General features: G+C 46.7%; 31 protein-coding genes. All 31 read right to left on the reverse strand.

The features are described from left to right. Positions 1-16 precede the first annotated feature (16 nt). Complete coding sequence (locus BBR47_RS26795; RefSeq protein ID WP_015891237.1) at positions 17-1012, reverse strand: hypothetical protein; 996 nt, start codon at positions 1010-1012, stop codon at positions 17-19. Between the two features lie 201 nt (positions 1013-1213). Continuing rightward, entirely contained in the window at positions 1214-1897 is a 684-nt protein-coding gene (locus tag BBR47_RS26800; RefSeq protein ID WP_015891236.1) for a glycoside hydrolase family 73 protein, read from the reverse strand. Beyond that, positions 1897-2184: a phage holin family protein gene (locus tag BBR47_RS26805; RefSeq protein ID WP_015891235.1), complete on the reverse strand. Its 288-nt coding sequence runs from the start codon at positions 2182-2184 to the stop codon at positions 1897-1899. The genes BBR47_RS26800 and BBR47_RS26805 overlap by 1 nt, the downstream gene beginning before the upstream one ends. Then, a complete protein-coding gene (locus BBR47_RS26810; RefSeq protein WP_015891234.1) occupies positions 2185-2442 on the reverse strand; it encodes a hemolysin XhlA family protein in 258 nt (85 codons plus the stop codon). A gap of 77 nt (positions 2443-2519) precedes the next feature. Beyond that, the gene (locus BBR47_RS26815) at positions 2520-3695 is read right to left on the reverse strand and encodes a polysaccharide deacetylase family protein (RefSeq protein ID WP_015891233.1); all 1176 of its coding nucleotides are present in this window, start codon (positions 3693-3695) and stop codon (positions 2520-2522) included. Continuing rightward, entirely contained in the window at positions 3682-3858 is a 177-nt protein-coding gene (locus tag BBR47_RS31040; protein ID WP_015891232.1) for a hypothetical protein, read from the reverse strand. Before BBR47_RS31040 ends, BBR47_RS26815 begins: the two co-directional genes overlap by 14 nt. Next, positions 3855-5528 (reverse strand): hypothetical protein, encoded by a 1674-nt coding sequence (locus tag BBR47_RS26820; protein ID WP_015891231.1) that lies wholly within the window; start codon positions 5526-5528, stop codon positions 3855-3857. Before BBR47_RS26820 ends, BBR47_RS31040 begins: the two co-directional genes overlap by 4 nt. Positions 5529-5544: 16 nt before the next feature. Beyond that, a complete protein-coding gene (locus BBR47_RS26825; RefSeq protein WP_015891230.1) occupies positions 5545-6099 on the reverse strand; it encodes a hypothetical protein in 555 nt (184 codons plus the stop codon). Position 6100: 1 nt separating this feature from the next. Then, entirely contained in the window at positions 6101-6421 is a 321-nt protein-coding gene (locus BBR47_RS26830) for a hypothetical protein (RefSeq protein ID WP_015891229.1), read from the reverse strand. Positions 6422-6425: 4 nt separating this feature from the next. Next, entirely contained in the window at positions 6426-6785 is a 360-nt protein-coding gene (locus BBR47_RS26835; protein ID WP_015891228.1) for a hypothetical protein, read from the reverse strand. Between the two features lie 12 nt (positions 6786-6797). Next, complete coding sequence (locus BBR47_RS26840; RefSeq protein WP_015891227.1) at positions 6798-7400, reverse strand: putative phage tail protein; 603 nt, start codon at positions 7398-7400, stop codon at positions 6798-6800. Continuing rightward, positions 7393-8451 (reverse strand): baseplate J/gp47 family protein, encoded by a 1059-nt coding sequence (locus BBR47_RS26845; RefSeq protein ID WP_015891226.1) that lies wholly within the window; start codon positions 8449-8451, stop codon positions 7393-7395. Before BBR47_RS26845 ends, BBR47_RS26840 begins: the two co-directional genes overlap by 8 nt. Continuing rightward, complete coding sequence (locus tag BBR47_RS26850; protein ID WP_015891225.1) at positions 8451-8888, reverse strand: DUF2634 domain-containing protein; 438 nt, start codon at positions 8886-8888, stop codon at positions 8451-8453. The genes BBR47_RS26845 and BBR47_RS26850 overlap by 1 nt, the downstream gene beginning before the upstream one ends. Then, positions 8885-9349: a DUF2577 domain-containing protein gene (locus BBR47_RS26855; protein ID WP_041749438.1), complete on the reverse strand. Its 465-nt coding sequence runs from the start codon at positions 9347-9349 to the stop codon at positions 8885-8887. Before BBR47_RS26855 ends, BBR47_RS26850 begins: the two co-directional genes overlap by 4 nt. Before the next feature lie 11 nt (positions 9350-9360). After that, positions 9361-10377: an XkdQ/YqbQ family protein gene (locus tag BBR47_RS26860; protein WP_015891223.1), complete on the reverse strand. Its 1017-nt coding sequence runs from the start codon at positions 10375-10377 to the stop codon at positions 9361-9363. A 4-nt stretch (positions 10378-10381) separates the two neighbouring features. After that, the gene (locus BBR47_RS26865; RefSeq protein WP_015891222.1) at positions 10382-10795 is read right to left on the reverse strand and encodes a hypothetical protein; all 414 of its coding nucleotides are present in this window, start codon (positions 10793-10795) and stop codon (positions 10382-10384) included. Positions 10796-10815: 20 nt separating this feature from the next. After that, on the reverse strand, positions 10816-12525 hold the full coding sequence (locus BBR47_RS26870; RefSeq protein ID WP_155801090.1) for a tape measure protein: 1710 nt from the start codon (positions 12523-12525) through the stop codon (positions 10816-10818). 301 nt (positions 12526-12826) lie between these two features. Next, positions 12827-13210: a phage tail assembly chaperone gene (locus BBR47_RS26875; RefSeq protein WP_015891220.1), complete on the reverse strand. Its 384-nt coding sequence runs from the start codon at positions 13208-13210 to the stop codon at positions 12827-12829. A gap of 24 nt (positions 13211-13234) precedes the next feature. Beyond that, positions 13235-13669: a phage tail tube protein gene (locus tag BBR47_RS26880; RefSeq protein WP_015891219.1), complete on the reverse strand. Its 435-nt coding sequence runs from the start codon at positions 13667-13669 to the stop codon at positions 13235-13237. Positions 13670-13688: 19 nt separating this feature from the next. After that, positions 13689-14747 carry a phage tail sheath subtilisin-like domain-containing protein gene (locus tag BBR47_RS26885; RefSeq protein WP_015891218.1) on the reverse strand — a complete coding sequence of 353 codons (1059 nt, stop codon included), beginning with the start codon at positions 14745-14747 and terminating at the stop codon, positions 13689-13691. A gap of 12 nt (positions 14748-14759) precedes the next feature. Beyond that, positions 14760-15188, reverse strand: coding sequence for an HK97 gp10 family phage protein (locus BBR47_RS26890; RefSeq protein ID WP_015891217.1), 429 nt, complete (start codon positions 15186-15188; stop codon positions 14760-14762). Beyond that, entirely contained in the window at positions 15181-15624 is a 444-nt protein-coding gene (locus BBR47_RS29850) for a phage tail terminator family protein (RefSeq protein WP_015891216.1), read from the reverse strand. Before BBR47_RS29850 ends, BBR47_RS26890 begins: the two co-directional genes overlap by 8 nt. Beyond that, a complete protein-coding gene (locus BBR47_RS29855) occupies positions 15621-16238 on the reverse strand; it encodes a phage head closure protein (protein ID WP_015891215.1) in 618 nt (205 codons plus the stop codon). Before BBR47_RS29855 ends, BBR47_RS29850 begins: the two co-directional genes overlap by 4 nt. Next, positions 16235-16510: a hypothetical protein gene (locus tag BBR47_RS26905; protein ID WP_015891214.1), complete on the reverse strand. Its 276-nt coding sequence runs from the start codon at positions 16508-16510 to the stop codon at positions 16235-16237. Before BBR47_RS26905 ends, BBR47_RS29855 begins: the two co-directional genes overlap by 4 nt. Then, positions 16501-16617: a Rho termination factor N-terminal domain-containing protein gene (locus BBR47_RS32045; RefSeq protein ID WP_081437242.1), complete on the reverse strand. Its 117-nt coding sequence runs from the start codon at positions 16615-16617 to the stop codon at positions 16501-16503. The genes BBR47_RS26905 and BBR47_RS32045 overlap by 10 nt, the downstream gene beginning before the upstream one ends. 41 nt (positions 16618-16658) lie before the next feature. Then, positions 16659-17939 carry a phage major capsid protein gene (locus tag BBR47_RS26910; protein ID WP_015891213.1) on the reverse strand — a complete coding sequence of 427 codons (1281 nt, stop codon included), beginning with the start codon at positions 17937-17939 and terminating at the stop codon, positions 16659-16661. Further along, positions 17921-18514, reverse strand: a complete 594-nt coding sequence (locus tag BBR47_RS26915; protein ID WP_015891212.1) for an HK97 family phage prohead protease — start codon at positions 18512-18514, stop codon at positions 17921-17923. Before BBR47_RS26915 ends, BBR47_RS26910 begins: the two co-directional genes overlap by 19 nt. Next, entirely contained in the window at positions 18511-19725 is a 1215-nt protein-coding gene (locus tag BBR47_RS26920) for a phage portal protein (RefSeq protein ID WP_015891211.1), read from the reverse strand. The genes BBR47_RS26915 and BBR47_RS26920 overlap by 4 nt, the downstream gene beginning before the upstream one ends. Positions 19726-19730: 5 nt before the next feature. Next, on the reverse strand, positions 19731-21425 hold the full coding sequence (locus BBR47_RS26925; protein ID WP_419761090.1) for a terminase large subunit: 1695 nt from the start codon (positions 21423-21425) through the stop codon (positions 19731-19733). A 22-nt stretch (positions 21426-21447) separates the two neighbouring features. Next, complete coding sequence (locus tag BBR47_RS26930; RefSeq protein ID WP_015891209.1) at positions 21448-21801, reverse strand: P27 family phage terminase small subunit; 354 nt, start codon at positions 21799-21801, stop codon at positions 21448-21450. A gap of 550 nt (positions 21802-22351) precedes the next feature. Beyond that, positions 22352-22996 carry a hypothetical protein gene (locus BBR47_RS26940; protein ID WP_015891207.1) on the reverse strand — a complete coding sequence of 215 codons (645 nt, stop codon included), beginning with the start codon at positions 22994-22996 and terminating at the stop codon, positions 22352-22354. Between the last annotated feature and the right edge of the window lie 15 nt (positions 22997-23011).

Genomic DNA, 23011 nt, shown 5'->3' on the forward strand with positions numbered 1-23011 from the left:
TATCCACCTCCTAAATTTACTCGTTATTAACTACTGTTGCTTCACCTGTTGCAGCTTCGTTTATTGTGGTTTGCTTCATCGTGAAACAAACATGAATAAATGCTTCTATAACGGTGGTAATAATTCCTTCAGTTACTGACTTTAAAAATTTAAAGCCACCCTGCCTAATGTTTATTTCGAAAGAAACTGGCATTTTTATGCTGGTAGTTGGATCAGTATAAACAAATTCGCAAGATTCGTCATTTGTGTCGTCAGTAGGTATATCTAGTTCTTTGATTGCCGCTACTATTTTTCTATACGTTTCATCATTTCTAAGGTTAACCCCTTTTTGGCTACGATCCGCCGTGAATCGGATAGAACCAACTGTACTGGGGAGGTTTATTTCAGTTGAAACTAGATCAGCAGATAATATTGCAGAAATTAGTTTTGCTTCTTCTTTCGTTACAGTTGTCCACGAATGCCACTTGTATGGCTCGGCAAAGCCTAATAATTTCATAGCAATTTCAACGTAGGTTTTTCTATAGGTGTGTGCACACCTTACTTCAATTACCTGTTCCCCGAAATGGATTACTATCGAAGTAAAGTGAGCATAGAGTGCTGGGCGTTTCCCGTAGTTATATTTATGTGTAGTTCTTTTACCCTCGACAAACTTAATAAACACATCAGAGCCTTCTTGGACAACGCTACATATTTGTATTCCTTGTCGCAGTTCAGGTTGCCATTCGTGGCCTATATTTTCTTTAGAAACATGCTTTTCATTAATTAATACTTTAATAAAATCCTCTGCTGATTTTGATTTATCCGGAAAATTAGAATCAGGTTTGCATAGAGTAAGACCAGTAGGTGAGCCAGCAAATTGAAACTGCTTTTCTAAATGAAGCAGTTGGTCACCTTGTCCTTTTTCGACACAATCCTTTAAAATGTCTTCAATTTCTCTTCCTCTTGTCTTAACACTATGTAATTGGGCATAAGAACGTATGAGAGTATCAGGTATATTTTCAAAGGATGACATCAATAACCCGCCTTCATCATTTTTCTGATAAGGACCCAAGTGTATTCAGATTATATTACTTAATCTGGAATAATAGACTGGGAACTTGTGTATGAGTCTCTAGTCCCAGTCTATCCTTTTCTTCCAAAATTGTCCATTAAACAATTTTACCTAGTCTACTTAAGTTCATTCCCCACCCTATTACTATCAATTATCCATTGATTATCTATTCATCATACGATCTAAAAGTGTAAACATAAGCCAGGGCAATTCAGTCAACATACCTGCTGGATCGTCAGCTAAACGCTGCTTCCAAACAGCAGGATCATTTAACAGTCCCTTGGCAGCAAGGCTGTCAATCGCCTTCAAGCCAGCTTCTCGTTCCCATTGCTCCAGCTCCAGCTTTAATTCTGGTTGTTTCTTATCCACAGAGTTGCCAGACTTATCGACATCATACTGGTGAAGGTTATACGTTTCGATCAAGTTGATCAGTTTCTGTGGATAGGTCGGATCAGTCGCATACCCGCCTTCTTTGATCTTCTGGCAGGCTATCTTGTAATCAGCCCCAAGGACGCCATGGTATCGAGTAGGTTTGTCCCTTGTACCGTTCAGGATAAGGGCTGAGTGATCGGCAATCGATTCGGCCAAGTTATTGTATTTCCGGAATTCCGCGCTTGTTTTAATTGGGGTCGATCCTACATACTCCGTAGTCGGCATGTTAACGCTGCCCGCGGTGCCGGTTCCTTTGATACCAAACAGGTTGTTGGCATTGATGGTTAATCCACTTTTTCCCCAATTGCTTTCCAAGATCGCCTGGGCAATGGTCAGCGAGGCTGGTACCCGTGTCTTTTTCATATCGGCAACAGCTGCAGGCGCGATTTTTGCGATAAACTCTTGCTGGGTCATTATTGATCACCTTCCCTTTTTACAAATGTCTGCTTCCACAACTGGTGCCCCAGTGTTGCGATCCCAGCAGCGAGAATGCCCTGAATCGTCGCTTGCACACTTATTGCTCCCATCACTCCCCAAGCTAGTCCAACACCGCTTACAGTCAAAAGCCAAGGAATTAACCAGTCAGCTACCCGTGGCGTTTTCTTGAGCATCGTTCCAATCAACAACAGTGCGACTACAACAATCAAAATTTCATCCAGTAGGTATTGGCTGACCAATGCCAACAGGTCCGTTTCTTTCATTTAGTTCATCCCCTTCCACAGCAACGCTATTGCTCCAGCAATCAGCGCACCAATTACCGTACGCCAGAGCCATTTTTGATTATCAGCAACTTCATTCAATCGATGATGTGCTGATTTCCCGTATTGTAGTGCTTCATTCGCTTTCTCTTTCGCCTCTTCCGCTGTAACACGAACATCAGTCATAGAGTCCAGTTTTGTCTCTACTCGGACAATCCGCTCTCTGATATCAGATAGTACCTGCATCTCATTGTTTGACATGAGATTTTCCTCCTCACCCCCTTGGGGCAAAAGTAAAAGGAGCCGCGTTAGCAGCTCCCCTAAAAACTCTATTCGTTTTACAACCCACAACTGTCCAGCCATTCGCTCATTGTCACTGTATCGATGTCATTTCGCCGGGAATATGCGTAATCAACAACCTCTTGGAAGTTGCTTACGTTGTACTCGATACTGGACGAGGCTTCACCACTAACGATCTTGTGGAACATGAACAAACATACGCCCCCAACCTTTGCCGCATCATCAATGTGACCTTTTAGTGTGGCGGGTGTAATCGTATGCTCAACATTCCGAATCTTGATCGTCCGTTTATCCGGTGGCGGTGTGGTCGCTGTATCCTCTTGGACAGTGCGACCCGCTCTGCGAGATTGCATCACTTGCAGCACCCTTGCGTCATACGCGCCATATGGATACGCCAAAATATTCGATGCTCGAGGAAATCCGTTTGCATTCAGCCATTTTTCAGCGTCCGTTACCTCTTTCTCGATTTCCGCAGTATCTTTCAGGTCTTTGAGCGTCGTGTGGTTCATCGTATGGTTGGCCATGTCCCAGCCATAAGCGTACATTTCTTTTAGCTGTTGTAGCGTGCAATAGCCAGACCACCCTACGTGCGACGGAATGACGGCAATGACACCTGGTAGATTATATTTTCCCATGTACTTGAACGCTTCGGTGTACTGTGAAGACCAACCATCGTCAAACATGAAAATTACCTTACCGCGCTGCGATTCATCTCGAATGATCGAATCAAAAATGATCGAAGCCGTAGTGTTATCGTTGGACTTAATCCGGATTTGCATAGAGACGATATCCCGGGTAAGGCTTGCGGCTCCAACGGGCTCCAGCTTGCTGACGTCGATGATATGCTCATTCCACCCCTGCGCCATCCGCCATCCTCGCACGGTGTAGCCCAAAAATTCGGCATAGCCAGTATCATGAGCCAAATAGAGCTGGAACTCGTAGATGTCAGTCAAATTGTCTACATAGAATCTAATCTTCAAGGTCTTTGCACCTGACAAGTTTAAGAGGACGTTTCGGCGTGCGGCAATCGATGTGCCTGTCGAAGTGATTTGCAGCTTGCCATTGTTAAATGACACTGATCCGCCGCCGTATGCTTTTAGCCAGGAATTTGTATCACTAAATGGCTCCACAAGTCTGCCTTTCTTGAAGTCCCGGACTTGAGCTAATATCAAGTCTTTGTTTTTCTTGTCTGTTGCAGGACTAGACCATGCCATTTTCACCGCCACCCTTTTGTGCTTTTTTCAATTTTGCATTCTCTTTTCGCAAAGCTTCAATTTCTTTCTGTAGAGCCTCATCCTGCTTTTTCTCTGCTTCCCCTGCTGGTGTGTATACCCAATCACCTAGCGATCCATCAGGATTACGCTTCCGGTATCTCATGCTTTGATCGCCCCCGATAAACTCGATGCTGCCGCTGTTGAGTTTGCGTCATTACTGGACAACGTCAATTTCAAATGGAGTTGAGCGTTACCAGTGGCATACGTTCCGATGAACTCTGTTTCCACGATCCCCGTGATAACAGGGGCAGTCGTTTTTGTCATGGCCTTATAGGATTCGGCAGCGCCAGCCGCCACGATAGAAAGAGCTCCGTCCACATTCAAATCTCCCGTTTCATGTTGGAACCAAGCTAGGACTTCTTTGGCTGTCGTGGATTGAGGAGATAGCTTGTAGCGTGCATGGGCTGTTTTGAGGCGTGTTTTTGTCACCGAACGGGTCAAGGAAAACGTGAGGACTGTTGTTGCTCCTAACGAGTCTGCTGCTGTTATGACGAGACTGTTCGCTCCGGCAACCATCTGCTTTGGTGTAATGGTGATCGACCACGCGCCACCGCTGATCGATATGGGGACATCTGCACCGCCGTTCATGCGATACTTCATTGCTACTGCTTGTCCATCTGGATCGGAAACCGTCCCTTTGATTGTAATGGGGGAATCATCCGACAAATTATCATTGTTAGAGACAAATGAATGTGTAAGTGTCGGAGGGCGATTCAAAGCTACGGTAAAGGTGCGTTCTGCAATGATGGAAGTACCGCCCTTGTTGTCTTCTGACCATACTTCTAACAGGTGAGTTGTTCCCTCATCCAGTAGCCCAGAAACGGCTGTCGTACCATCCTTAATGGCCCCGCCCGCAAAGGTGAACGTTTTACTAAAAGCGAGTGGATTTACGCCGTCCGCAGATGCTTGCAGGATACGATAGGGAGTGCCTTTGTTGACACGTACATAGACGGATACGATATCACCAGGATCAGTGTCCAATGTGGTGCCCGTGACCGCATAAGTATTACCCACAGACAACTTGACCCCGCTTGCTGGAGCAGTGAGTGTGAGCGTCTGGCCGAAGTTGTCCTCATACGTAACGGTTACGGTATAAGCGTAGTAGTAGGTATATGATACCGAAGATGGTCCATACACTGTGCCGGAATAGCTTTGGGAGTAGTTGTATTTTCGCGTATCAGGCTTAGATACCGTACCCGAATAGGTGCCTGTTGCAGAGGCGCCATATGTTTTTTCACCGCCACCCTCGTCATTTAAAAGTTGACATCTTCCCGCTGATGACCCGGTGCGTTGCAAAGTGCCAGTGTATCCTTCCCCGTCTGAATAAGGTATGGAGGATGGTAACGCCGACAATGCGCCGCTTTGCGCTCCGCTACAAGACCCGCCATAGTCGTACCAAGAATCGCGAGAAGCTGATACTGTTTTTTGACCAGGAGGGCTACCGCTGACTACATAGGGAGTTGATCCGCCTGATTTAGACAAGGTGCCGCTATAAGTTCCATCGTTGTAACTGATCGAAGACTGAAAACTATCTGTACTGCTTGTACGAGTCTCCGATACGGTTTTTGTGTTCGGCACGCTGGATGTGGTATATCGGGTATATGAACCATCGCTGACATTGACCGTCACTTCGCTGCCATTGACAGAGTGTGTAACTTTGCCCGTATTGACCGCGACTGACACAACACGCCGTAGATTCGGAATAGTTATCTTTTGTGACCGGCTTTGCGATGTAGACTCAGGTATGCTCACAACGGTTGATTTACTAGCCATCTAACCGCCTCCTTTCTTACGTTACGGCTATTCTCACGCTATAGGTATCAATCGACCCTCGCCTCATGCGTTTTGCCACCGTATCAATCTCCACCGTTGACCTTGCAAGGATGGCATTGGAAGAATAAGTTGCTGTGGGAGCCGCGTTTAATGTAATGACTTGGGTCAACGCATTAATTGCGGTGATGATACGCTCCTCCTGATTGTTGACAGATGCTAACGTCACCTCTTGCCCAACTGCAAATCCTGCCACCGATGCAACGGTAACGTTCGTTCCGGAGATCGACTGGATGGTTGTTCTCGTCTTATCCAAGGAAATGACCGCATCCTGGATGCCGTCAAATGTGTCGACGAAAATCCCATTATTTCCGGCGGTCCTGTCACCTGTTGTGATCTTGGCGTGCAAATGGAGAATTCGGTTTTCCATTTTGATTACGATGTCGTCGATACCCTTAATGCCTTCCTCTATGTGATTCATGCGCCTCGCTGTGTAACGGGTGCCCTCCTGAATCGTTTCACCTGTTTCTGGATTAACAAGTCGATCAGCCCAAAATTGACGTTCGTATGGCATCCTACACCACTCCTACTTCAAACGGTATTTCGAACAATAGTAAGACGCCCGTTTCATGAGAGGTAATATTGGCGTCGGAAGTAATCATTGCCGTTCCACTTGCATCGACTAACTTTGCTTCTGTGATGGTCCCTGCTGCATCCAAGGCGTCTAGGTAGACGTATAACTGCACAACCGTTTTCTGTGCGCTGGTAAGGTGCTTCGTTTGTGTAATCGGGCGAATATCCGATTTTCCATCTACGGTGATGATGGCATTGACTACTTTTGCACTCACCGCATTGCGTATGAATTCCAAAAAGGCTGGTTCCACTTTTAACGCCATCTAATCACCCTTTTCCGTATGCACGAAATGGAGAAGTTGTTTTGATGATCACTTGTGTAAACGGTTCGAAAGATTCTTCGAACACTTCTCCTTCTTTGACTGTAAAGGTGTGCGTGTTAATGGTGAAGGTCAAATCGCTCGTTCCATCGTTTTTGATAACAAACCCATACATGGGCTCAGTGAAAATTTGGGTAGTATCTGTGGCACCGCTAAAAGGCTCTTTTGCAGATAAGCCGCGAAGTTGCACGAACATAGCGCCTTTATTACCCTGAATTTCCTGAAATTCATCCTTCGTCACATTGAAATATTGCGGGACCGGAAGTAGACCGCCGTCACGTAATATATGTTTTGTTCCAATAGGCATCTGATTCCCTCCTTATTCCGTGGCTGTAAACATCGGCATTCCTGGTACAACAAAGACAGGCAAGGTCGGGGCATTCACCACAATTTCATTTGGATAAAAAGTATTGCACACAAAGTAGTCCACTTGGAAAGAAGCATTCCGCAACTTTATAATGATGGTCGGAGCTTCTGGAGAGAGCAAGAATTCTGCACCGATATAAGCTGGCTTTGTTTCTTCGATGGCCGCTCGGATATCAGACAGTTTGAGGCCATCCAGTTTTCGAATAATAAACCGAAGTGATCCATCATAGGTGACTGTTCCTTGACCATCTGTATATGCATCAAGAATCGCTTGCAAGAGTGCCAAGGATACTTTGCCCTGGCTCCGCATTTTCGACTTGATGGCAGCCCGGCGTTCGGAAATTTGTTTATGTTTATTGGCGGCTAGTCCGAGCTCCTTTTCGTAATAGTCCAGTGCCCAGGTTGCTGTATCTACCGACAACTGTTGTTGTAGATCGATAATCTTGGCTTCCTGCTTGTCTAATTGTTTAGCGTCTGCTTCGAAAATCACCCGAAATGTGGAGGAGTTACGTTGATGAGGTTGTAGGCGCTTCAGCATCTCATTTGCCTTAGACATTTACACTCACCGTCCCTAAGACCGCTACTTCCGTGTTACCGATAAGAATATTGGACGTTCCGCCGTTGATGGTGAGGCCCGTATAGTCCGCCACGGCATCTGTGTCCAATATGAGAGCTCCTACTTTTGCATAACTAACCAACGTCTCGACAAAAGCAGCATCCCTTAGATAATGGGTCATTTTTGAAGTGATTCCGTCTATAGCCTGTTGTTGTGAGAATCCAGGATTTAAAACAGCGGTGACTCGTATTTCGATTGTCACACCCGTTGCGCTGGCCACCGTAGCAAACGCTCCTATTGGAGCAGCTCCTTCTCCTTTTCCATTCGCACCTGGGTCGATGTACTTCTGCACCGCAGCGACGATATTATTGCTTGCAGGTTTTCGGTCACTATCAATAATGACCACTTTCACTGTGTTATTTCCTGCCCACAACGGTATGACTCGTGCATCACCGACACCCGCCACTTCCTTTGCCCAATTGCGAAAATGAGCCTTGTTCCCGCTCGATGCAGGTGTACGAATGTGCTCGTAGTACCTTTTCCGTAGGTCTGTGTCTGATTCTTCTGCAAAACCGTCTGATGTGGAACTCGGATTTGTGACAGCAGTAAACCCTGACAATGTGACCGGAAACAACGTGATGGTGTTGGCAGGTACATTTCCAGAAGGCCCTTCTATCAATGCTTCAATCATGACCATCCCGCTACTTGTAATATCCTTTGATTCCGTAGATCGAAACTGTGTGCCGCTTGGTGTCTCGAACAAGTCTCCTATCCGGATCGTACCTGTCCCTGTGACAGTAACACTTCCTTTGGAGCGAGTGCCCGCCCTACGTTCCTGTCCCGTCCTTTCCCTAACCCGTTGTGTCAATTCGGCTCCTGACAAATTATCGATACTAAGTTTGTCTTCGACTTCCTCAATCCTGTCATCTTGTTTGGCCATCTTTTCGGCTACAGGGGCAAGTGCATCAAAGATAAAGCTCCCGGGGAGTTTGTCATATTTGTCCGGTACTGCTGCCAATAACATAGCGAGATGTTCTTCTTTGAATGCCACTAAATCAACACCGCCTTTTCTAGCGTGCCGTAAATGCTTGATACTTCAAAACCGATTACTAACCGAGAGCCTTCGTGCGAAAACGAAAAGCCATCCACCCGCGTAATGGCATCATTTTGTAACAACGCCTCTCGTATCATTCGCTCATACTCAGCCTTGGAAAAGTCGGGATGGAAGTTCTGTCCAATCAGTACATGATGCTCGCTGCCGTAGCCTGTTCCCTGGTAGATCAAACTGTTTTTAACGGTTCGAAGTGTTTTCTCTATCCAGACCTTCAAGTATTCCAGACCCGTTACCTCGATCAGTTTCCCGTCTTTTAAAACAAAATCACCCGCATCGAAATCCCATAAGAACGTTTTGTGTACGTTCTTGGGCTTTGTCTGCTGGGTGATATGAGTTTCTGGCAATTTTAGTTGAGTGATCTGAGGTAAACTCATTCATCCGGCTCCTTCCATACACGATCTTTGACAAACCACAGTTTCAGTGATTCGTCTGGCTGCAAAATAACTTGATCGCCTACTTTCAGCCCATCGGTATACGTGATGGTTGCCTTGATCTTATTTTCTGGACTATCGAGATTGTCCGTGATAGGGACAGCCAGCTTTGTGATGCGCTCCTGTATACTTCCACCATTTCGATAAAATGAAATCGTTGCTGGGCACTTCTCATCCTGTCCGGACATCAGCAGGTCCGTTAATTCGATGGTACGCTTGTAGCCGGGCATAAGACTTTCGCCAATAATCAGGTGCCGCCTCTCTAAGATAATGCTGTCACCATATTGAATTTTGAGAGGCGTTACAGAAACAACCGTCCCGACCCGTGGAGCTGTACTCGGCGGGTTACGGTTCTCGTTGTGCATCTTTACAAACATTTCAGCGAGTCGATCAATGCTGCTCACGTAATCGCCTCCTATTTAACGTCCTCGGGTAAAGCCAAATCCAGTTGCATCGTATGAATTTGATTCCTTACTTCATGCTTGGCGCTGGTAATCATAAATCGATTTTGCATACCAGTGACTGGCTCCGTTACATCGAGCAGACGGCCTGCTTTAAAAGCAACGTCACCCAATAGCTGGATACTGTTTGTCTCATGGATTCGTGCCAGGCGCTTCAACAGAATTCGAGAGACTTCCCGAGCCTTTGCCGCGTCCTCTGCATCGATCTTATACACGTCTTCTAGCAAACCGTATTTTCGTATCAGTTCCTCGTCCTGGGACATCGCCACGATCTCATACTTGGGCTTTGACTTTTCTTTCTCGTTTCGCTCGATAAGGATTTTCACGCGGTTTCGCATTTCCTCAATGGATCTCGTGCGATCCGCACCTAATGGGTTTGCCATGACGTCCACAGGTGCGATGTTCTCAGCCAGCTTGAAGGTGCCTTTGATGAGCAAATCTTTCATTTCCTCGAAATAGATTTTTCCTTGCCGCATCTCGACGTTGTAGCGTTTACCGCTCCGTCGTTCATGCAGCTTGTAAATCGTCTCAATAATTTCGGCTGGGCTTTTCTCCAAGAAAATGTCGTCGATTGGAGTGGCCATGTCCGGAACATTGCCGATTAGCATACCGAAATCACTGAGAATCTTCGTAATGGCTTGTGATGCTGGGATTTTGTTAAATTGATACACGCTCTTTGACTTACCAAGATACCAGGCATAATCATATACGGTGTATGTAATCGCGCTACGTCCCTGTCTCCCTTCTTTCACGACCACACCACGGTTTATTTCTTCACCATCTTTGAGAAGCAACACAACGTCTCCAAGATCGCATGGATTGACGGGGAAGTATTTCGCATCCGACCAGTTCACATCAAAACTCATCGCGGACATAAGAGACAGATTCGAGTCCCATGAGATACTGCCCACCAAGGGCGTGAGGTCGTGGCTTTTCTGACCGTCGTTTTTGATTAGTAGAACTTGAAACATCACGTCAGCTCCTTGCCGTGCTCACAAATGGGAATTCTATCATCTGCAAGGTATAGTCAATATCGCCGCTACGACCTACACCATGCTCAAAATTCGTAATAGCAACCGCCATGTTCAACGATTGAACCCCCTGCGAGTCAACGATGACCAGCCGTATCGGAATCCGCATCTTGCGCCACCGCTTAATTGTATTTACATACTCCATCCCCCACATGCTACGGTTTTGCAAGAATGGATAGTCTCGGATCGGGAAAAAGCTTTTGATATCGACGGATTGAAGCCCTTCCAGCCCGATCAATAGTAATGACTGTTGCAGCCCGTCCACCTGCTCCGTACCCCAAGGAGACGGTACGTTGTACTCAGATGGAGGTACGGGCAGTTGCAAGACCTCTGCATTGGTGTTAATCGACAAGAACACATTGATCAAGTCAACACCCCCTATGTGCTCCACATATGACGCTCAATTCGTCCCAGCAAGCTGTCTGCTAAATCTATCGGACTTAAATTATCGCGTAACGTCGCCTTTGTATTCTTGTCTGTTGCCTTGGTGTTATTAGCAAGCGCATTCGTGTTGGCCATCAATGCGCGTTCCATTTTTTCGCTACTCGCTTTGCGCTTGTCCAGTTGTTCCTTCCGAGCGCTGGCTATGTCGTCTTGCATACCTGTAAAGTTTTTGTCTCGCTTTGTCCTCTCTACTGCGAACTTAACTGGCGAGAAATACTCTGTATCGCCCATAGTTGGAGCTGCGGCAGATGATTTTACCGCACCGAAGTTGACAGCTATGGCTTCCATGCCTGCCATTTCTCGCATTGCATTCAAGGGGATAAGCATATCCCTTACGCCATTTTCTGTCAGTGTCACTAGACCATTCCACATGACAGCAGCTCCATACTTGATCGCCTCGAATGCGAAGTTAAATCCGTTAATCAAGTAGTTCGCCGTGCCTATCACAACGTTTGTGCCTTCCTCAGTTCTAATCACAATGTAATCCCAAGTTGATGACAAAGTTTCCTTGATAACGTCCCAGTTATTCACTACTTCTTTGGATATGCCTATTAAGACCCCAAAAGGACCGCCAAGTACAGCCGCCAGCCATTTCCCTTTTTCTCCAAGTTCATCCCACTTGTTCCACAGCCAAATTGAATACCCGACCAGTACACCCACACCCAATATGATGAGCCCTATAGGGTTGGCGTACATGGCTGCATTTAAAGCTAGTTGTTTTATGGTCAGGACGCCCATCGCGATATGGAGCGCACCATAGGCGGATGCAACACCGAATACAATTGGTTCGATCTTTGACCAGTTATCAATCACATAGGACGAGAAATCCACCACGTTCTTGGCTATCTTTTTCGTACCCTCGTAGACCTTCAATAACCTTCCAGAGAACTCGTCCGCCCATTTGGCCTCAGTGCCTTTTTCCATGAGTGCTTGGATGCCATACAAATCTTCCCTAATTGAAAGGAACAAAGGCTTGGTCAGGTCTGCTAGCATCTGTGTACCTGTTTCCTTGATGTTCTCCAGTGTATAGGTGAAGGTGCTTGACATTTCCTGCATGGAGCCCTTGAATCGTCCTTGTAAGCCCTTGAACAAGAGGGGAATTGCCTTTTCCGCAAACAATTCTCCTCTCTCGCTCATCTTCATGACCTCAGCAGTCGATTTGCCCATCTCTTGTGCTAATATGCGCCAGGCTGGTACACCGCGTTCGGCCAATTGGTTTATCTCTTCCGCACTTACCTTGCCTTTTGATTGGATTTGACCAATAGCTAAGGCGATCCCCTTGAATTCGTCAACCGTACCTCCTGTTGCGGCTACTGCATCACCCAGCGTATACATAATGGGGATTAATCCCTCGCCTGCAAACCCCATGCCTAGCATGATTTTGGCGGCGTCCTGGAGCCCGGCAAAGTTAAACGGTGATATTGCTGCGAGCTTCTTCAAATCAAGAACCATATTTTTTGCTGCTGCTGCTGATCCGAGGAGGATATCAAAAGATTTCTCCGCGGTTTCTGCTCCTGCATTTGCCTTGATCCCTAATCCGATAGCCGCTGTACCCATAGCCGCTGTTGCCATTCCAACTACGGTAGCCGCATTTTTTGCGCCTGATTTAATCGAATCCCACGTCTGCTTACCCTGTCGTTCCAAGTCTTGAAGTGTTCGCCTGTATCTGACGGTACCCGATCCTATCCGGTTCAGAATCGATGTTACTCCATCTCTGAGGCGCAAAATTAAGCTAACACTACCTGTTGACACTTCACCACCCGCTTTCAACGCAAATAGGCGCACAAGCGTGCGCCTATCTACATACTCTGTTCTTTCAGTGCCACGACCATAGACTGTAACATCAACCTTTTGGTTACAAAATCGACGTTAAGCAGATATTCGGCCGTGAATCCTTTTTGCAAGTAGTGGTGGAGAAAATAGAAATCTTCGTCACCACTACTAATTAGTTTTTTATTTCATCGTCCACCATTCGCACGCTTCCTGCGAATCCAGACAGTTTTAGAGCATGTCCGCTAATAGCTGCAATCTCACCTGCGCGGAAAAGCATTTCAACAATATCTGTCGGCTCAACACAACCGTACTCCTTCTGTAAATCGGGGTCTTTTAGATTGGGTGTGATAACACAATGGTACGCTGCAAACTGATCGGCTTTCATCGTGTCATCTTGAGCCATCGCAAGCGTTTCAACGGCAATCTCTCTAGGTGGTTCTTGAATAATAATTTCCCCATCGAGCGAATCGACAAAAAGTTTGAGTGTTTTTAACTGGCGGTTTTTAATCTGGTCTTTGCGCGAAAGTAAATCTTTTACAGTAAGTGTTTTTCCCATTTTATCCTCCATTTTTATCAGGTATTAACCTGGAATCATATCTAACATTTCATAATCGCTAAATCTAAACGGGATGTCTTCGGAGCCAACTGTTTTTTGTGCAAATTTCAGCAGCATGAACTCTGAAAAGGTTGTGTCATATAGCGCAACACGTTCAGCCCCGTGTGCTTCTGGATCAGCGACTTTACCTACTATGCTAGACCTCGGGTAGATGCCTTTTCTCACATTTGCCGCCATTTTCCGTTGTACACGAGAATAGATTTTCTTAATCTTCATAGTGCCTTCCCCGGACCAGCCAAGACCTTTCTGAAAGGTGCCAGGCTCATTCGCAAAATTGAGCTCTTCGTATGCGATGGTTATTTTTGCCTCAAACTCGTCTACTTCCATCCACAATTCGCCGTCCACCCATATACGTCCATATGTTCCGTTAATGACACGACTTGCATCTGGCCTCTTCATATGCTGTCACCCTCCTTCCTTAAACAGAGATTTTCATTTTCAGGTCTTCTACAGCATCCACAAATTTCACATTGTCGCCCATCAGAAACACCTTTGACTCAAAGGTTCTCTCCTTGACCTTTTGATCGTCCCAGGTGCTTGTGTCTTTCCCGATGCTTTCCCATGCTTGCCGCTGTGAATCAACATCGACACCAACAGCATTGTCTGCGGCAGGGTCGAGTATAGTCCCTCTCAGCCCGCGAAGATATGAGTTAGTCGCGATGATAAACAGCACTTGGTTATCGTAACTGTTATTGACTTTGCCGACGTATTCATCGTTGAAGGTGCGTGTAATGTCCTCTTTGACCAGATCGTGACCTTCAATGATCTTGATTTTTTTGAAATCCGCTTTTTTATCGGTTGAAAGGGTAGTCAAGGAATTTACTCCACGGGCGATTTTTATTTTGTCGCCATCATTGATCAGAATAAGCTTTCCTTTGTCAATATCATCGTCAGGAGTTTCACTTTCGGTGATTGCCTCTACTTCCGGCAATACGAAAAAGGTAGAACTCCGAGTCAGTGGCAACCCGGCTAGAATCCCAGCGATGCGGGCTGTGTATTGAGAAGCCGTGTACGTATTTGAACCAACTTTGATACCCTCGGTCGTGAAATTAATGATGCCTTCGTGATCGGCAGCAACGTTTGGCAGCACTGCTTTAAACGTTTTTTTGTTAACTTCGCGCCACGTTTTTATCTGTGTGGCTATGGTAGTTGAATCCGCTGCTGCAATATCAGGAATAGCTAGATAGTTCCACCGTTTGCTTGCCAGACGGTTAAGTGCATCGTTGTAGTCGGTCGCGGCAGCAGCAATCCGTTCCACGATTACTTTCGACGGTGCGCCTAAAAAGGCATCCTTGATGTATTGTAAGTTTTTTGCAGTCCAATCGCTGGGCTTTACATCGGAAATATTCTTGTACTCTATCGTATCAAACGATCCTGTCCCATCTTTCAGTATGAGTGACACGATACCGCGCTGGCTTCGCTGAATAGCGGAAACGGCCAGTGACGAAAAAATGATCGATATTTCTGGCAACCCCACGGCGTCTACCTCCTATAATCGTTGTAGTATTTTCTGATATTCTTGTTGCAATATAGATGGATAAACTCGATTGATTTCTTGCCTCGCCTTGTCAAAAACATGAAAGCCGAGCACGAAACTAACCTCTTGTTTATTTGGTTCAGGACCTACCATCCTGTGGCCATGCTCGATCAGGTGGGCGTGTCTGCTCTTACTGTACGCTCTGATCTTATACTCGCCTGTAGTCCGGTCCACCCACGCTTTTCCCCGTTTTATGGACGCAAAGTATTCGCCAGTATCTTCAACTACAGATTGCTTGGCCCTTTTGAGTACCATCTTCCGCGCAACCCCACCAGCATTTCGCATCATGCGCTTGGCTTCGTTGGGAAAGTGACGCTCCAGGTCACGTATATTGCTGAGAAAGTCATCCAGACCTGTCCAATCAACGTCAAAGCTACTCATGACTTATGCTCAACTCCTGCATTTTCGCTGTATTATCATCATCCATTGGATCTTCTGAAGCATCGTCGTGAAAAGAGAAATCAAAATCGAAATGCAATACGCCATCAATGATATTTGACCTTGCATTGCTTATCGTAATCGTCCTATCTTCAACTGCGAAATTGAGCCCAAACAACACATCCAACTTGTCTTGGACGTCATATGCTTCTTCCTTGTAAACGTAACGATCAGATGGGAAAAAGAGAATGCGACATGTCATCTCTCGATAGGTGGAAAACATAGTCGAGTCATTTACCCCTGTTTCCAGCATTGTGAAAAATGACGGTCTGGAAAATCCCTCTTTTACATCAGTACTGTGGATTTTTACCTTCGGGAATGCGGCCTTGATCTTATTCGTGATCGCCCCGTTTATCTGAGCTCGCGTTAACCTACTCATGGAATCACCCTTTCAAGCTGTAAAACAAGCGTTTCATGTCGGTTGAACGGGTCCTCAATAAAACGGATGTCATAACGTTGTCCCTCGATCTTCACAAACATATCCGCTGTGATACCTGGGCGATATTGAATCGTGACTGTTGCATTGTTCGATGTCTCAATGGTGTTGCTGACATTTCGCTCCGCACCGCCTTTAAATTCGACCTGTGCAGGCAGGGAATACAGAAGCTCTGGCTTTGGAATTAGCTCGTACATGCTATTCTCAACGAATGTGTTTTTCCAAATTTCAATCTTGTCTCGAAGTCGTGCCAAGTTCGTCTGTACATCGTCATAGGCTTGGCAAACCAGTTCGATCAATTCATCTCCTTTGCTGTATGTCCTCAAGATCAGATAGTCTTTTCCGTTGTGTCTAAGCTTTTGCTCGTTTTCGTATTCAAAGGAATGGATCTCAAATACCACTGTTGGCTTGAGGTTATTAGCAATGGCCTGATAGAACTCAGTTCGTGACACAGACTTTTGATTGGCATACACGCTACGGGTTGTTTCGGAAACACTGGCTGTCGCACCATTCGATTGCAAGACGGTAATCAGCTCTACAAGTTCATCCCACGTCATTTGCTCCCTCCAGCATGAATCATCAAGTTGTGGAGCCTGAACTGGAGATGTCTTGGCATGGCCTCTTTGCTATCCCGGCTCTGATATCGCCATGTGGCATAGTCACAAACAAAAAGAAGATGATTGGGGTTGGTTCCAACCAGCACCACCCCTTTTTCATCTTCTAGCTCTGTTATGACACCTTTGACAATCGCTGTGAGGTAAGAATCGCGGACAGCAGTTCGAATGCCTAGACGCTCTTTCACAAGCCCTACGGCTGTTTCTACGTCCATCCCAACGCCCCCTTGATGGCCGTGATTATTTCAGCTTTCAGCATAGTAGACGACACGCCTTCAATGCCATGTTCCGAAGCAAACTGTAGCAATTCGCTTTTGGTCATAGCATCTAAGTCAGGCTGCGTCACGGGGCTGCTGAAAGCTGTTACGGGTTTGTTGGTGCGGCAATATCCACAAGGACGAACGATTCCGGTTTAACAGGTTTCCCGTCATATCGACCAACGCCCCGAATCGCCGTTTGGTCCTCGCGGAATTTGTAGTGGGCTGACATATCGACACGTGTACCCTCACGTTCGATAAGGGTGTACTTGTCAAACACACCAAATAGAATTTTATCCTTTGGCAAATAGTTATTAAACACAACTCGCAAACCAAGGAAATTCGGTTGAGACAAGTTAGGCAGCATCACAACGTCTTTCCCTTCTGAATTTACATGCAAGGAGAGGACAGCCAATTTTGCGTAGTATGTTTGGCGATGAACGACTGCAACGATCTCTCCAGATGCATCCTCGCCCGTGTCAATTAAACCAAGTAGAGGAACCAGTTCCTGATACTTAGCTGAAGCTGACTTCTTGTTTGCTGCCGGAATTGCTGGCAAAATTCCCTCTGGCTGTTTACCTGCATTACCAGTTCCAGTCAAGATAGCCTTGTCCAAGGCTTTTGCAATCGAACGTGCGATCCGCTTCGTCAAATAATCGTCAAGGTTGATAATACTGTCTTCCAGCAGTGAATTGTCGATGTAAACAACTCGCCCAACCTTAAAACCATCGAACTGAACGGCAGTCAAAGCTGAATCATCATTTTCTGGCAATGCTCCCCGTTGTTCAAGCCATGTAGCCTCGGCAGTGTCCACATCAAGAATGAGTTTGACTCGTCCACCCGCTGTGATTTTATCCACCAAAGGATAAAGCGTTGTAAAATCACCGATGCGATCGCGAATCCGGTTAACGACAATATCCGGAATAACCAGCTCGGCTCCTGCTTCACCTGGAGGAAGAACGTTGCCGTTGGCTCGGGATTGCAAACGCGAACGGAGCTCACCGTAAAAGTCCTCTACTTCTCGTGTGAAATATTCCTGATTGATTGCTCTTTTGCCCATTTCCTTTCCACCTCTTTCATTGTCATTCTGCTTGCTGCGAGATTCGTTACTCGGTGCCTTGCTGTTCAACTGGTCCAGCTCGCCTTCTAGTTCAGCAATCTCGCCCTCCAGCTTTGATTTCTTTTCAGCTAGGTCTGCCTTCTCGGCATCCAGTTTGCCTACCTCTTCTTCCACTGCTGCGATCTCCTCGTCTGTGTTCGCCTCATCAATTGCAACCTCCAGCTCAGCGGACCGCGTATTAAAGGCTTCTTCCTGTGAAAGCAATTCGGTCAGTGCCGCCTTCCGCTGTTCGATCTTTTTACCCAGCATCAGTTGTCTAAGAGCCATGTCCTTTTCAACCTCTCTTTCAATTGGTGTTTGCGCTGCTGCATCTGCCGTTCTCGATGTTGTGTGACCTCTGCCTTTCGTGCCTGCACGCCAGTATCCTCATAAGCCGGAAATGTACAAACGGAAACTTCATGAAGATCGATCTCTTTGATTGTCCACTTCACCGTTCCGTCATCCCGCCAGTCCGCTTCCTCTCGTACAATGTTGAAGCCAAAGCTACACTGGTCCACGTCGCCACGCTTCACACGCTCGTATAGGTTCACGGCATCACTGTCGTTCGGGTTGATCTTGACTCGGCCCCATAGCCCATGGCTGTCTACCCTGAGTTCCAGTGTCCCTGACTTATTTCGTCCTAGGACAAACATCGTGTCATGGTTAATAAGTGCTCGAATGTCATTTCCGAGTGTTTTATCGAAAGCCCCTGGCTCGATTTCCTCGAATGCTCCCGGCCATAACTCCGTTTGGCGATTGAATACGGCAAAATAGCCTTCGATGATCATTTCTTGACTATCCGGTTCTGCCCGCGTCTTGAGTTCTGTAAGCAAGCTACGAGTTTGCTTCAATTCCCTACTCATCCATCATCACCCCCTTGATTCAATTTCTTCTGATCGCCAATCATGCCAGCAGGAATGTAGTTTTCCAGGATGACCCGCTCGTTCAGGCCCTCGAGAGGCGATTGGCCCAACCAATCCCGGACCTCGTTGCCTAACATCAAGCCACGGACGTAGAGATTGCTACCCACCTCTGCAAGTTCCTTCGTGTCGTAGGCGTAAAGCGACCTCGGATTAAACTTGAAGTATAAATCTGAAGCGAAAAGCAATTTGCGCGTAAGTTCTTGCTCAATTCCTTTCGCTAATGGCAGGATTCGAGTCTGGATAAAGGCGTTGTACTCATCCTTTTTGAAGTCACCAACACCAACAAAAAAAGGCGGTACGCCCAGCATCGCGGCTACCGTCCTTTTATCGATTTGGACTGATTCATGAATGGCAATATCTTGCAAGCTGAGTGGTCGGACCTGTTCAATCTTGATGATCGATTCCGGAATGATCCATGGCTTGCCACTCTTCCCATCACCGATGTAACGCTCAATAATTTTGTCGCGCTCTTCCTGACTGGTGAACTGCGAAGTATCCGCATCAACACTGACGATGATGGAAGGTCGCCACTTATCCCCCATGAAAGCTTTCTTTGTTGCTGCTGCTTGTTTTAGATTGCCAATAACATCCCGCAAGATTAGACGATAGCCACGGCCAATCCAAGGTCTTTCGGGGTCGGGGTTGATCTTGAAGTGCAGGACCTCATCGTGTTCATATATACGCCCCTGAATCGTTACCTGATAGCCCGTCACTAGTCCAAGGCTGTTCTGAGTCGATGACGGGAACCCAACTATACTTGATGGCAACGGAATCAACTCATCAATTAACCCGTCACGCGTTGTTGGGAACACGATGCAATTCCCGTCTCCCTCCAGCAGCATCGTATGTACTATGAAATACATCCAATCCTTACGCGTCATGGGGCTGTAAGGGTCGATATCGATTTTACGCGCCAGGGCATTTCGTACACGGATATCCCCATCTTCGACATTCTGCATCAAATGAACAGTCATGCTGCTGATCAGGTCCGCAATGCGACCAATGGCCATTCGTACCTCGGGATTATCTGATAGCCGCACATAGCCGTCCGGTACAAGGATCGATGTATCCCCACCAGCCATGAAAATTCCCACTGGAGACTGAGATTCCGACCTTGATTGTGGACCAGTTCGGTTCCGTCTTTTGCCCATGATACCTACTCACCTCCTTTTAGCCATTCGTTGGTGGACTTGCCTTTGTCCGTATCCTCAATGAACCGCACGCACGCAAAAACAGACGCATCAAAAAGGTCGATACGCTTCTTCTCATCGACTTTTTCATACTGGATCATGTCGTCTGTCTTCTCTACGCCCCTTACGTTTTGCACACAGTATTCGTACGCTTCACTATGCAGGTAATACAGTTTGCCAGACTTGGCTTTTTGTTCAATTCGGCGGAATCCTTGCGACTTGCGCCAAAAAAATTGCGGTTCATCTATCAGCCTAAAACCTGCATTTTTTGCGTCTCGAAAGAACTCAGCGGAAAACTTTCGGTCAAATCCGATTTGCTTGATTTTGAACCCGCTCCGTCGCATTTCCACGAACCAATTGACCACTTCTGCATGGTTTGTAACGGGCGTGTTCGTCATCGTCAACCATCCATCATCTTGCCAACCAAACAGTGGGATGCCGTCCTCGTCCGCCTTCGCCGCCGCCGCGACAATAGGGAACCACGCGTGCGTGATGACAACAGCGATATCTTGGTATTCTCCATACAACGCTGCTGCGGTAAGGTCATGCATCTTCGCCATGTCCGCTCCGCCATACCAAATGATCGGCAGACTGGTCAACTCTTTAAGAGTCCACTTGTGTTCGCGGTCACTAGCACGGAACTCGTGGATATCGAAGTAGGCAAGCATCGCGGAAGTGTAAATATTGAGCGATTTCGCCAGAAAATCCTTACGTTGCTGCGGATCGTTCTGTGCTTGCAGTGCGTCATTGAGGATATCTTCCGGCCGGATCGTCACACCGTAGTTCGGATTCGCTTTTTCATGCTGTACTGGTTCCGTGTAATCTACATTCCCGCGCTCATCCTGGTCAGCTTTGGCGATGAACACAAAATAAGCCTCATCAGGGGCTGTGCCATCAAGGATTTTTTTGCAATACTGGAGCCGCTGGTAGCAAAAGCTGCTCATATCATCGCCAGCAGTCGTAATCCCGATCATCAACTTGTTTGTAAATGCCTTCATAGCTTCTTTGATGATGTTGTATTGCTTTGGCTTTGTGTAGGCGTGCAACTCGTCCGCAATGGCAATGTTACAGTTCAGCGAATCCTGACGATCCGGGTTTGCTGCCAAGGCTTCAATGTAGATTGAGCCGTCGCCCATTTCGCCAGTGATGCTGTGTTCCTGGTTATTGTTCAGGATGCGGAAGCTTTCTTCTTCCCCCATCCTCTTGATGTTGAATAGGATGAACTCGAATGCCTGTTTCGACTGCTTCAAAGCGTGGGCCGTGATGTAGATAGTCGCCCCTGATCTTCGACTAAGCAACGCAAGCGCCCAAGCAAGCGCGGCAACGAGCCGAGTCTTACCGTTTTTCCGAGGAATAAAAATAAACGCCTCTTTGTATCGGCGTTCCTCAGTGCCTGCTTTGAAAAATCCAAGCAGGTTGTAAATGATAAATTTTTGCCACGGTTCAAGGAGAAACGGCTTCCCACGTAATGGCGTACCGTCCAGTGCTTCGCCCTTATCATGAACAAAGGTTCGCTCGATAATGCCGATAACGAACTCCGCGTCTTTCGTGCGAAAATCATACTCCGGTTTTTTTAAGTCTCTAAGGAATCGTCGGCACGCTTGAACTAACTCTCTGCCAGCGATCTTCCTACCCTCGACGATGCTCTTGGCGTACTCCATCACAACGTCAAGGTTCTTTGCCTCACTCAAGTCCACTTAGCGCTGCAGCCAGCGCGGACGTCTTTTTCTTCTCAATCTTGATTCCGTCGATGGTTTTCGGATTCAAGCACAAGCGATCCGTGTACGCCAAAATATCTTTTCGGAGGGATTCGAGTGTAGCGACGATAGGCGCTTTTTTCGTACTACCATCTGCTGTTGAAACTTCGTATTGGTACCCCTCCGAAGCAAAGCGCTCATTCAAAATAGCGTATTGCTCCACCAGTTCTGCATAAATTTCGATGATCCGATCGTACTCTTTTTTGTACGTTCCCAAGCTTTTCATATCACGAATGGTCGTGCGTTTCACCGCCGCTTTCGTCACTTTAGTCACCGCCATCACCTCCCGAAAAAAATTTTCCCAGAACTCGCGCTATTGGAAATGGCTGGCCGAGTCGGTCCACCGAAAAAAAATTTAAAATTTTAAAAAGTGGGGGGATTTTTTTTTTCAAACTTTGAACGAACTCTTTCCTGCCAAGCTTGTCCTAATGCTGTTAGCTCGTGAGTCACCCTGTCATGCATAGCATTGTGCTGCTTGTCACTGAGAGAAATAAGGTTCCAGTCCACGAACGCTAGTTCAGGGTAAAACTCCAACGGGTAAATATGATGCACAGTAGTAGCAGGTTCAGTCTTACCGTACCGCTTACTCTCCTGACACATGTATTTATCTCTTCGTAAGATAGCTTCCCGCTTCCGCTTCCAACGCCGTGACTTGTATACCGACTGGCTCAATGCTCTTCCCCCTTTCTAATTTGTCAGACCAAAACAAAACCGCCCAGGTATATTCCCCTGAGCGGCTTATTCATCGTGCGTACACTTAGTATAGAGCGGTTTCCGATTTATTTGCAAAAAACGTCAAAAGCGTCAGATGTGTCAGATATGTCAACCTGTCAGGAGCCTAACAATTCGTCACTGTATAGCTCCCTTGCCATTCGTTTCACAATGTCCCGCTTGATCTCGTTTAATCGTTGTCGGGATACACCTACGTGTCTGGCAATGCTGTTCATACGCATTCCGTCCATCATGCATTCCATGACTGTTCTGTATTTATCATCCTGGAGGTTTAATGCAAACTCGTTTATCTTCCGCACTTTGTCTTCAAGGTTTTTCATTCGCTGGATTTGCTTTTCGTATCGTTCTTCCGAAATGGTCAGGCTAGAGAGGCGCAATCCTTTCCCGCTCGGCATACCTGCTGCATCACCATAGGTAGCGACTAATTTCTCTTGTATCATCGGATTCGAAGATATCGCCCTGTCGATTTCCTTCCTCAGACGTTCTACCTCTTTGACCATCCAATTAAATCCCTTGATTTCTTCCTCGACTTTCGTGACTACTTCAAGAGCTGGCTCAAGATTAATAAAGGCGAGCTGCCCGCTCCGATCCATTAACCCTTGATTCTCTATGATGTAATTGTCCCACTCCGGGCAGGTTTCGATTTTACCAACGTGGAGGTTATGGACACTACAGATCGATTTCTTGCCCCATTGAGTAGCGGGACATTTTTCGCAAACACGTTCGATCAGTTTATCGTTCACCTACACCGCCTACCC

This window comes from Brevibacillus brevis NBRC 100599 (genome assembly GCF_000010165.1).
Taxonomy (GTDB): domain Bacteria; phylum Bacillota; class Bacilli; order Brevibacillales; family Brevibacillaceae; genus Brevibacillus; species Brevibacillus brevis_D.

Excerpts from the sequence above, each read along its gene's own strand:
- BBR47_RS26795 (WP_015891237.1), bottom strand. The coding sequence starts at position 1,012 with ATGTCATCCTTTGAAAATATACCTGATACTCTCATACGTTCTTATGCC.
- BBR47_RS26800 (WP_015891236.1), bottom strand. The coding sequence starts at position 1,897 with ATGACCCAGCAAGAGTTTATCGCAAAAATCGCGCCTGCAGCTGTTGCC.
- BBR47_RS26805 (WP_015891235.1), bottom strand. The coding sequence starts at position 2,184 with ATGAAAGAAACGGACCTGTTGGCATTGGTCAGCCAATACCTACTGGAT.
- BBR47_RS26810 (WP_015891234.1), bottom strand. The coding sequence starts at position 2,442 with ATGTCAAACAATGAGATGCAGGTACTATCTGATATCAGAGAGCGGATT.
- BBR47_RS26815 (WP_015891233.1), bottom strand. The coding sequence starts at position 3,695 with ATGGCATGGTCTAGTCCTGCAACAGACAAGAAAAACAAAGACTTGATA.
- BBR47_RS31040 (WP_015891232.1), bottom strand. The coding sequence starts at position 3,858 with ATGAGATACCGGAAGCGTAATCCTGATGGATCGCTAGGTGATTGGGTA.
- BBR47_RS26820 (WP_015891231.1), bottom strand. The coding sequence starts at position 5,528 with ATGGCTAGTAAATCAACCGTTGTGAGCATACCTGAGTCTACATCGCAA.
- BBR47_RS26825 (WP_015891230.1), bottom strand. The coding sequence starts at position 6,099 with ATGCCATACGAACGTCAATTTTGGGCTGATCGACTTGTTAATCCAGAA.
- BBR47_RS26830 (WP_015891229.1), bottom strand. The coding sequence starts at position 6,421 with ATGGCGTTAAAAGTGGAACCAGCCTTTTTGGAATTCATACGCAATGCG.
- BBR47_RS26835 (WP_015891228.1), bottom strand. The coding sequence starts at position 6,785 with ATGCCTATTGGAACAAAACATATATTACGTGACGGCGGTCTACTTCCG.
- BBR47_RS26840 (WP_015891227.1), bottom strand. The coding sequence starts at position 7,400 with ATGTCTAAGGCAAATGAGATGCTGAAGCGCCTACAACCTCATCAACGT.
- BBR47_RS26850 (WP_015891225.1), bottom strand. The coding sequence starts at position 8,888 with ATGAGTTTACCTCAGATCACTCAACTAAAATTGCCAGAAACTCATATC.
- BBR47_RS26860 (WP_015891223.1), bottom strand. The coding sequence starts at position 10,377 with ATGTTTCAAGTTCTACTAATCAAAAACGACGGTCAGAAAAGCCACGAC.
- BBR47_RS26875 (WP_015891220.1), bottom strand. The coding sequence starts at position 13,210 with ATGGGAAAAACACTTACTGTAAAAGATTTACTTTCGCGCAAAGACCAG.
- BBR47_RS26880 (WP_015891219.1), bottom strand. The coding sequence starts at position 13,669 with ATGAAGAGGCCAGATGCAAGTCGTGTCATTAACGGAACATATGGACGT.
- BBR47_RS26890 (WP_015891217.1), bottom strand. The coding sequence starts at position 15,188 with ATGAGTAGCTTTGACGTTGATTGGACAGGTCTGGATGACTTTCTCAGC.
- BBR47_RS29850 (WP_015891216.1), bottom strand. The coding sequence starts at position 15,624 with ATGAGTAGGTTAACGCGAGCTCAGATAAACGGGGCGATCACGAATAAG.
- BBR47_RS29855 (WP_015891215.1), bottom strand. The coding sequence starts at position 16,238 with ATGACGTGGGATGAACTTGTAGAGCTGATTACCGTCTTGCAATCGAAT.
- BBR47_RS26905 (WP_015891214.1), bottom strand. The coding sequence starts at position 16,510 with ATGGACGTAGAAACAGCCGTAGGGCTTGTGAAAGAGCGTCTAGGCATT.
- BBR47_RS32045 (WP_081437242.1), bottom strand. The coding sequence starts at position 16,617 with ATGACCAAAAGCGAATTGCTACAGTTTGCTTCGGAACATGGCATTGAA.
- BBR47_RS26910 (WP_015891213.1), bottom strand. The coding sequence starts at position 17,939 with ATGGCTCTTAGACAACTGATGCTGGGTAAAAAGATCGAACAGCGGAAG.
- BBR47_RS26915 (WP_015891212.1), bottom strand. The coding sequence starts at position 18,514 with ATGAGTAGGGAATTGAAGCAAACTCGTAGCTTGCTTACAGAACTCAAG.
- BBR47_RS26920 (WP_015891211.1), bottom strand. The coding sequence starts at position 19,725 with ATGGGCAAAAGACGGAACCGAACTGGTCCACAATCAAGGTCGGAATCT.
- BBR47_RS26925 (WP_419761090.1), bottom strand. The coding sequence starts at position 21,425 with ATGGAGTACGCCAAGAGCATCGTCGAGGGTAGGAAGATCGCTGGCAGA.
- BBR47_RS26930 (WP_015891209.1), bottom strand. The coding sequence starts at position 21,801 with ATGGCGGTGACTAAAGTGACGAAAGCGGCGGTGAAACGCACGACCATT.